The sequence below is a fragment of the Acinetobacter sp. YH12063 genome (assembly GCF_013419715.1).
GTDB lineage: Bacteria > Pseudomonadota > Gammaproteobacteria > Pseudomonadales > Moraxellaceae > Acinetobacter > Acinetobacter amyesii.
In genome coordinates, this window is record NZ_VOZO01000030.1 from 1 (window position 1) to 7,827 (window position 7,827).

The 7,827-nt window shown below is 34.7% G+C and carries 10 protein-coding genes; 8 read left to right on the forward strand and 2 right to left on the reverse strand.

All coding sequences use genetic code 11. The features are described from left to right. Positions 1 to 31 precede the first annotated feature (31 nt). The 8 genes from mobQ (at position 32) to FTU12_RS16000 (ending at position 6,556) form a co-directional block, all read left to right on the forward strand. Positions 32 to 1,786 (forward strand): MobQ family relaxase, encoded by a 1,755-nt coding sequence (mobQ, locus tag FTU12_RS15965; protein WP_257235117.1) that lies wholly within the window; start codon positions 32 to 34, stop codon positions 1,784 to 1,786. A gap of 635 nt (positions 1,787 to 2,421) precedes the next feature. Next, positions 2,422 to 3,366, forward strand: coding sequence for a replication initiation protein RepM (repM, locus tag FTU12_RS15970; protein ID WP_068912167.1), 945 nt, complete (start codon positions 2,422 to 2,424; stop codon positions 3,364 to 3,366). A gap of 3 nt (positions 3,367 to 3,369) precedes the next feature. Beyond that, positions 3,370 to 3,924, forward strand: a complete 555-nt coding sequence (locus FTU12_RS15975) for a plasmid replication DNA-binding protein (protein WP_180005593.1) — start codon at positions 3,370 to 3,372, stop codon at positions 3,922 to 3,924. Positions 3,925 to 3,936: 12 nt separating this feature from the next. After that, a complete protein-coding gene (locus FTU12_RS15980) occupies positions 3,937 to 4,080 on the forward strand; it encodes a hypothetical protein (protein ID WP_166135746.1) in 144 nt (47 codons plus the stop codon). 278 nt (positions 4,081 to 4,358) lie between these two features. Further along, on the forward strand, positions 4,359 to 5,156 hold the full coding sequence (locus FTU12_RS15985) for a hypothetical protein (protein ID WP_180066076.1): 798 nt from the start codon (positions 4,359 to 4,361) through the stop codon (positions 5,154 to 5,156). A gap of 496 nt (positions 5,157 to 5,652) precedes the next feature. Continuing rightward, the gene (locus FTU12_RS15990; protein WP_163146734.1) at positions 5,653 to 5,853 is read left to right on the forward strand and encodes a hypothetical protein; all 201 of its coding nucleotides are present in this window, start codon (positions 5,653 to 5,655) and stop codon (positions 5,851 to 5,853) included. 174 nt (positions 5,854 to 6,027) lie between these two features. Further along, complete coding sequence (locus FTU12_RS15995; protein WP_111885987.1) at positions 6,028 to 6,273, forward strand: type II toxin-antitoxin system RelB/DinJ family antitoxin; 246 nt, start codon at positions 6,028 to 6,030, stop codon at positions 6,271 to 6,273. Further along, complete coding sequence (locus FTU12_RS16000) at positions 6,263 to 6,556, forward strand: type II toxin-antitoxin system RelE/ParE family toxin (protein WP_074947749.1); 294 nt, start codon at positions 6,263 to 6,265, stop codon at positions 6,554 to 6,556. Before FTU12_RS15995 ends, FTU12_RS16000 begins: the two co-directional genes overlap by 11 nt. A 45-nt stretch (positions 6,557 to 6,601) precedes the next feature. Here FTU12_RS16000 and FTU12_RS16005 read toward each other — a convergent pair whose 3' ends face one another. Beyond that, complete coding sequence (locus FTU12_RS16005; RefSeq protein WP_179997607.1) at positions 6,602 to 6,922, reverse strand: GrlR family regulatory protein; 321 nt, start codon at positions 6,920 to 6,922, stop codon at positions 6,602 to 6,604. 176 nt (positions 6,923 to 7,098) lie between these two features. Further along, positions 7,099 to 7,473, reverse strand: coding sequence for a hypothetical protein (locus FTU12_RS16010; protein ID WP_086322809.1), 375 nt, complete (start codon positions 7,471 to 7,473; stop codon positions 7,099 to 7,101). Between the last annotated feature and the right edge of the window lie 354 nt (positions 7,474 to 7,827).

Sequence of the window (7,827 nt, forward strand, 5' to 3'; positions counted from 1 at the left end):
ACCACGGTATGCAGAAATTTAGGTTTTTAAAGTGGCAATTTTTCATTTGAATGAAAGCAACATCTCACGAAGTGACGGACGTTCAGCCGTTGCTTGTGCTGCTTATCGTGCCTGTGAAAAATTAGAGGATCTGACTTTTGGAAAGACTCAGGACTACACTAAAAAAAAGGGACTTGCATACAAAAATATTTATGCACCAGAACATACCAATACAAAACTTTTAGACCGTCAAACACTTTGGAATACAGTAGAAAAAAAAGAATTCAATGCCAATGGCTCAATGAAAGCCAATGCACGACTCGCCAAAGAATATATCTGTGCTTTACCACATGAATTAACAGATGCAGAACGCATAAAAATCGTTGATGACTTTTGCCGAGACTTTGTGAACAAGCACAATGTTATTGTCGATGCCTGCATCCATGCACCACATGAACATAACGATGAAACCAATAATAAAAACTATCACGTACACATGATGTTCACGACCAGACTCATCAATGAAAAAGGCGAATTAGGAAAGAAACAAAGAATCTTCAACGACCATGGTCCCGAGATCCTGAAGGACAGCCGAGCAACTTTTGCCAATGTTGTAAACACAGTATTGGAAAATGCCGGACTAGACGAACGCATCGACCACCGGAGTTACAAGGATCAGGGCTTAGACTTTCTTGAACCCACTCATCATGAAGGGCATGAAGCTACAGCACTTCGCAGACAATATGACGAGGAACAAAAAAGACCGCTTGAAGAACGTAACACTGAAATTGTGCTGCCAAGAATTGCACTTGAAAATGATGCAATCAAAGCCAAAAATTTAGATGCTGCACGAGAATACCAACAGATCATCAAGGGCCTTGATCAAGAAATTATTGTTCCAAGTCGATTAGAAGATCAGATTACCCAGCTGGAAAACGAACTTCAGTTAACCGAAGCAGAAGAAAAAGAGCTTTTAGCAGAATTAGTAAATCTCAACCTAGAAGAAGAACGCCTGCAAGAACAACAGGTTCAACAGATCGACAACGCATATGATGACTTCATCCGGTGCCAAGATATTTATGCAGAATTTGCCAATCAGTTTTACACCATTCAAAGCAATGCTGCTGATAATCAAAAGCAGATTGAATCAAATCTCACCAAGACAAAACGATGGTTAGCAGAAAACAAAAGCGATTTTTACCTACATAGCAATAATTTGTTTTATGACTCTTATCATCATACTTACAGAGATATAAAAAAACCTGATTTTTATGCGACTGAAAAATCAGTAGAACAGGCAAAAAATGAGAACTGGAGAGAATACGCAACCGAGGTCGAACAACTTGCTAAAGAATACGATATTGAGAATGTCGTCCAACGCTTAGGTCAATGCTCAGAGATACTGGAAAATAATGGGATTGAACGACCAACGATAAAACCCACGTTTTGGCAGAAGCTAAAACGAGAGTACGTTCATTCATTCGATACCCTACATGATTTTAATGATGATATGAGTCCCCTCCTTAAAGCAAAACGGGCAGATGATCTCAAAATTGAACAAGAAAGAATGCAGCAAGTACGCCAAGCGGAAGTAGATCGCCAACGAAGAATTGAAAATGATCGCAGAGAAAGTGAATTTAGAGAGCAATTACGTAAAGAACGAGAGCAAAAAGAACAACGCTATGAACAAGAAAGACACGAACGAGAACATTTGGCATTTTTAAAACGCCAAGAATTGGAAAAACAGCAGAAAAATGAGCCTAAAAAACCAGAAAATGAAAATAACAACGATTACCGACCTTGGTGAATGCTGTTTAAACGCAAAAAAATAGGGTTTTTAGCGATGTTTTGCTAAACCACAGTAGATTTATAGTTGAGTTAAGAAAAAACTCTTAAATCGCAAATGAGAGCATTTAGCGAGTGTCTACGAGCGAACTACAGGGATCTAAATTTTTTCACCTGTTTTTCCCTGATTACAGGCTCCCCTGTGTATCAAGAACTCAGAATCAGAGCATCCCGAATGGGTGCGAACTGATTACGATGGCTTTATGTCGAGCGAAGCGAGTAAAAAGCTCATGAGCGAAGCGAATTCCGAGCTGCTTTTGCTTTTTTTTAAAGTCACAACCCAATGAGCCAAAAAATTGCCCCAACGAATCGAGCGAAAGCGAGATTCAATAGAGTTTGAGCGCAGCGAAAACCAAGGGCAATTTTTCCTTTCCTGGGCTTTTAATTATTTTTAAAGTTTTTAATGCTTTTAGACTCTCTGAAAACCTTTGTTTGCAAGGCTTTCAAGGTGGATAAGACTACAATTTCTTTGTCATAAGACTACAATTTCTTTGTCATAAGACTACAATTTCTTTGTCATAAGACTACAATTTCTTTGCATTTGATTACATCGAATGCTAATGTAGTCTTAATAACACTTATAACCTATGCAGTCTTATGAAAAATGACTTAGTAGTAAAAGATAATGCCTTAATTAATGCCAGTTATAATCTCGAAGTAACCGAGCAACGGCTTATCCTTTTATCAATAATAAGAGCAAGAGAAACAGGCCAAGGGATCTCATCCGACAGTAAATTAGAAATCCATGCTTCTGATTATGCTTCTCGCTTTGATGTCACCAAAGAAGCTGCGTATAACGCTCTAAAAAATGCAGTTAATAATCTTTTTGAAAGAAAGTTCTCTTTTAAGGAAATTCATAAAGATACAAACAAAGAAATTGTAGTCAAATCCCGCTGGGTTAGCCGAATTGCATATGTTGATGACCTTGCTACATTAGAAGTTACCTTTGCACCAGATGTTGTTCCTCTTATTACAAGATTGGAAAAGCACTTTACGAGCTATCAACTTAAACAGGTTGCGCAACTAACTAGCAAATATGCTATTCGTCTATATGAGTTTCTAATTGCTTGGAGAGACGTAGGAAAAACACCTGTTATTTCTTTATCTGAGTTCAGAGAAAAATTAGGACTTGAGATGAATGAATATCAAAAAATGGTTAATTTTAAAAGTCGTGTTTTAGAACCAGCCATAAAGCAAATCAATGAGCTGACTGATATACATGTAAAATACGAACAGTACAAAACAGGAAGATCTATCTCAGGCTTATCATTCACTTTTAAGCATAAAAAAATTGATTCGATACCTTCAGAAAGAGATCCAAACACGGTAGATCTCTTTACCCAAATGACCGATGCACAACGCCACATGTTTGCCAATAAACTTTCAGAGCTACCGGAAATGGGTCGGTATTCCCAGGGAACTGAAAGCTATCCACAATTTGCTATTCGTATTGCTGAGATGCTTCACGATCCTGAAAAAATCAAAGAACTATATCCATACCTAAAAAAAGTGGGATATATGCCATTAAATAAAAGGATTTAGTAAATGGCTAAATTATCACTAAGTGAAGTATCTAACCGCTTTAACGTCAGTCGTTCTACGCTATATAGGGCCATAAAAGAAGGGCGTATATCTCGAAGCGCTGATGGTCTTTTTGATATTGCAGAAGTCATCCGATGCTTTGGAGAGCCGATCAAAAAGCATGAACAAAAACAAGAAGTGGATCAGTCTAAAGATGATGCTGATTTACGTCAGCTTGTTGATTTTATGAAAAAGGAAATTGAGTCATACAAAGATCGTGAGAAACGCTATTTAGATCAAATAGACCGCTTTCAATTGCTATTAGGGCATAAAGAGTCTGAAGAAAAAATGTCTCATGATACACCAGTGACACATTCCAATGATGCACCATGCGACAACAATAATGGAATAAGTGAAACTATTGATAATAATAGAGATAGTGAAATTAAAACATCCCATGAGACATTGGTGACACGCCCTAATGAAACACCAAAACACGTACCAAATACGCATTATGAGACAAAGAAAAAACGTGGCTTATTTGGCCGTGTACTGAATGCTGTTTTTGATAATGACTAAGGGAGAAAGATCATGCCGAAACTGAAAGACATTGCCCTAGGCATTATTGTGGCCCCACTGTTGATCCCGATCATGCTGATCGCATCGTACCAGGATAAAAAGGAGCTGAAAAAAGAGCTGGATAAACGCCAAAAAGAAAAAGACCAGTCATCCTGATTATTCAATTGAGCTAATCAAAATCGTGAAACATTGCTTAAATAATAGGCGTGGAACGTGAAAAATCATAAAAAAAGCCCGGTCATGGAAACTCGGGCTATCAACTAGGAACTACAGCGTTGAATTATAAGGATAATTATAACGCATTTCGTATAAGGTGTATTATGTTAATTTTAGGAAACCTAAATAAATGAATATTTTTATTTATTTTTAGATTTCTCTATAAATCGTTTAGTTATTTGTGCTCTAACCTAGAAGTGAATTAAAAGAGTTTCGTAATGAACTATATAAAAATACTTATTTTAATACATTGTATTGCTATATGCGGATGTACTGACACGACAGAATCTAGGTCTAAACCTTTATCAGAAGAATCCGATATCGAATATTATAAAGATATATCAAAACAAGGGGATTTAGTGATTTGGGGGATTTCATCAGATTTAACTATAAAAACCGTTGTAGGCAATAAAAAAAATATTGAGCAAGGTATAGTTTTGACTGACCCTTTTCTTGGTCAGTATCCTATTGATTTTATTCCTAAAGTAAAAATACTAAATGACAATGATAAAATCGAGAAAGTTTCTGATTTTCAGCATCCTATGCGATTTAACTTGCTTTTGAATAATGTTAAAAATATAAAAATTAATAACTTTTATGATAAAAATTATCAAGATCAAGTAAAAGTGTATATACAAAATTTCAGTACACTCGATCCCATATATTTTAAATATAAACAAACACCAAGAGAGTGGATAAATTATTTAATATCACATAAATTTGTAAAATATGAAAATTCATTTAAAAAATTTGATTTAGAGTGCTATTCAATAAATTTGGACTCTGATATCTCTTACCATTGTCTAGGCCACGCATCAGATCCATACAATTCTGAATTTTTAATGAAGATTAATAAAAATCTTACAGATCAAATTGTAGTGACCACAGAAGTTGAAACCCCTCTCTATCCGAACGTAAGAATCGCATGGAGAATGTCTTACGAATCATTAAAAGACTGGAAAACTGTAGATCAAAATATTTGGCGTTTATTAAAAGTTTGGAATGTGAAGAAATAAAGCAATTATCACAATATTTAATCTAATTTTGACTCCATTTAACATAATGGCGGTTATACGAAACTTAGATGTAAGCCCAAAGTAGAAATGTCCGCTTTTAGAATATGCACTTTTGCAATTTTCTTATGTTCTTAAAAAAAATAGTTCTAATTAGTACAATAATAACTAGTAGTCTTGCTCTTGCATATGATCCTACAACGCCTTCATATTATTTAACGAAAGAATTGTGATGTGTGCAGAATATTATGCAGACTGTATTGATGTCTATGGGTCTGCTGGTAGCGGTGGAATGTCAGAGTGTGGAAACTCTTTAAATACATGCATCACTACAGGTGATTGGAATCCACCAAATCTTCCTGTACCATCATCGGATAGATTATTAAACCTTTTTAGTTCAGAAACTAGAGAAGCTACAACAAGATATACCACGGCCTAATAAATCAGGATCTCAATGTAATATGATTGGGATCCTTACCAACATATATAGAAGAGAAAAATGGATCAATTAAAAAAAATAAATGATGATTTGTATCAAGCTGCAATATTATTAGACAGTATTCCTAGTAAGATTCAATCAGATCCATCACTAGAAAATAGAGAAAATATCTTACTGATAGGAAAAGCTCTCAGTCATATTTTTGAACTCCAAAATAATATTTATAAAATTCGCCCTGATTTAAAAAATAATAATCAGTAATAACAGTTATTTATAGTATTTTTTAAGAAAGATAGCGGCTCATTTGAGAATATAAAAGTAATATTCTATTTGTAATAGTTTCTCTGAAATTAACATAATACGGATTATACGAACTAGCCACGTAATGCAACTTGCATTACAATATTCCTATGCATTCAATAAATGGGAAAAATAATGGCTACTGTTAACTTCAGGGTCGATGAAGCCCTTAAAGAAAAATCTTATTCAGTTCTAAGAGAACAAGGTATTGCACCTACTGAGTTTTTTACAAATGTCCTTGAATACATTGCAGCGACTGGGAAACTCCCTGTACAAAAAGCCTTACTCTCAGAAGAGGATACCGAGCTATTAGCGATTGTTCGTAAACGTATTAATGATCCTAAAGAAATGTTTGAGGAAATTACTTTAGATGACTTATAAGCTTTTACGTCATAAGGACTTCACAGCTGAATGGGAAAAGCTTCCTAGTGCTATAAGAGATCAATTTAAGAAAAAACTTGCCAAGGTCATAGAGCAGCCACATATTCCAAAGAATATGCTTAGAGGTGATCTTGCAGGTTGCTACAAAATTAAATTATTAAAGGCTGGAGTCCGACTAGTTTATCAAGTTAAAGATGATCAGGTAGTTATCTTGCTCATTACGGTTGGGAAACGAGCTGACAGCATAGTTTATGACGAAGCGAAAAAGCGCATTAAAGACTAAAAATGGGAGCTTAGAGCTCCCATTTTTGACTTCGCATAACGTGTATTATGTTAATTTTAGAAATAAGTCACCTATAAATTTTGCTTTTATATAAACGACTAAATTAGGTCTATTAGTAATACTCCCTAATAATTCATAATCATAATTCGTCTTTTTAATAGATACATTTAAAGTTTCATTTATAGCTTTTTCTATACTATTATCATGTTGTTTTATAATAACTTTCGATTTTTGATTAATGATTTCACCTTGAAAGGAAAATGCATAGTTTCCACCATTTATTATATTATTTTGTACTACAAAAACTCCATTACCAAAATCATTAAAATTATCTTGAAATTCAAGGAAGTAAATACCATCTCGCATTCTTAAAATACCAGTTCAACAAAGTGAGTGTTTTATATATTTTACGCCAATTTCAACTTTAAATAAGCTTTTAGTTGTTCAAACAAATTGAGCTACCTCTCCTGTAATACAAACATTAGCATTTCATAGTAGTTAACCTTTATTTAACATAAAATCTCTTATATGAAATTTAGAACTTATCCCTTAAAAAGATCATTAAAAAGCTCTTTATCTTTCTGTCTATTTTCTTCTGTCTTACTTTCCGCACTTAAAAACTGCTCAAAATCAGCCCATTGATGTTTAAAAGATTCATCATTCTTAAATTTATTCAAAACCCAAGCGCCAAGCAAAATTTTCCGTCTAGTTTCATTTTTCCGTTCTTGAGCTTTGGCTTCACTTAAAAGTTTTTGCTGCTTAAGTTTAAGCTCATTCTGTTTCTGTTTTGCCTGTTCTAAGATCTGCTCTTGTTCTTTTTTCAAATACTCAATTTGCTCTTGTAGAGATAACTTCTTCTGCTGTGCTTTAGTGAGCTTCTTTAAAACTGCATCTTTCTTTTCTTGAATATCTGACATAGTATTAAACCGTGATGATCAATAACCAAACATCATCATAGAGTCAAAAAACAAAGCGAGCAATATCAAACGTAGCGAAGCGAAGTTTTCCCGGAGTGAAACGAAGGGCGCACTTACCCACTTTTATCATTTCATTCAAAAGTGGACGTTGCGACAGGGGAAACCCCTGTACCCCATGACCTCGCTTTAGCATGGTCAGCAACTTTTTCAAAGTTGCAAAAATCAAAACCACGGTATGCAGAAATTTAGGTTTTTAAAGTGGCAATTTTTCATTTGAATGAAAGCAACATCTCACGAAGTGACGGACGTTCAGCCGTTGCTTGTGCTGCTTATCGTGCCTGTGAAAAATTAGAG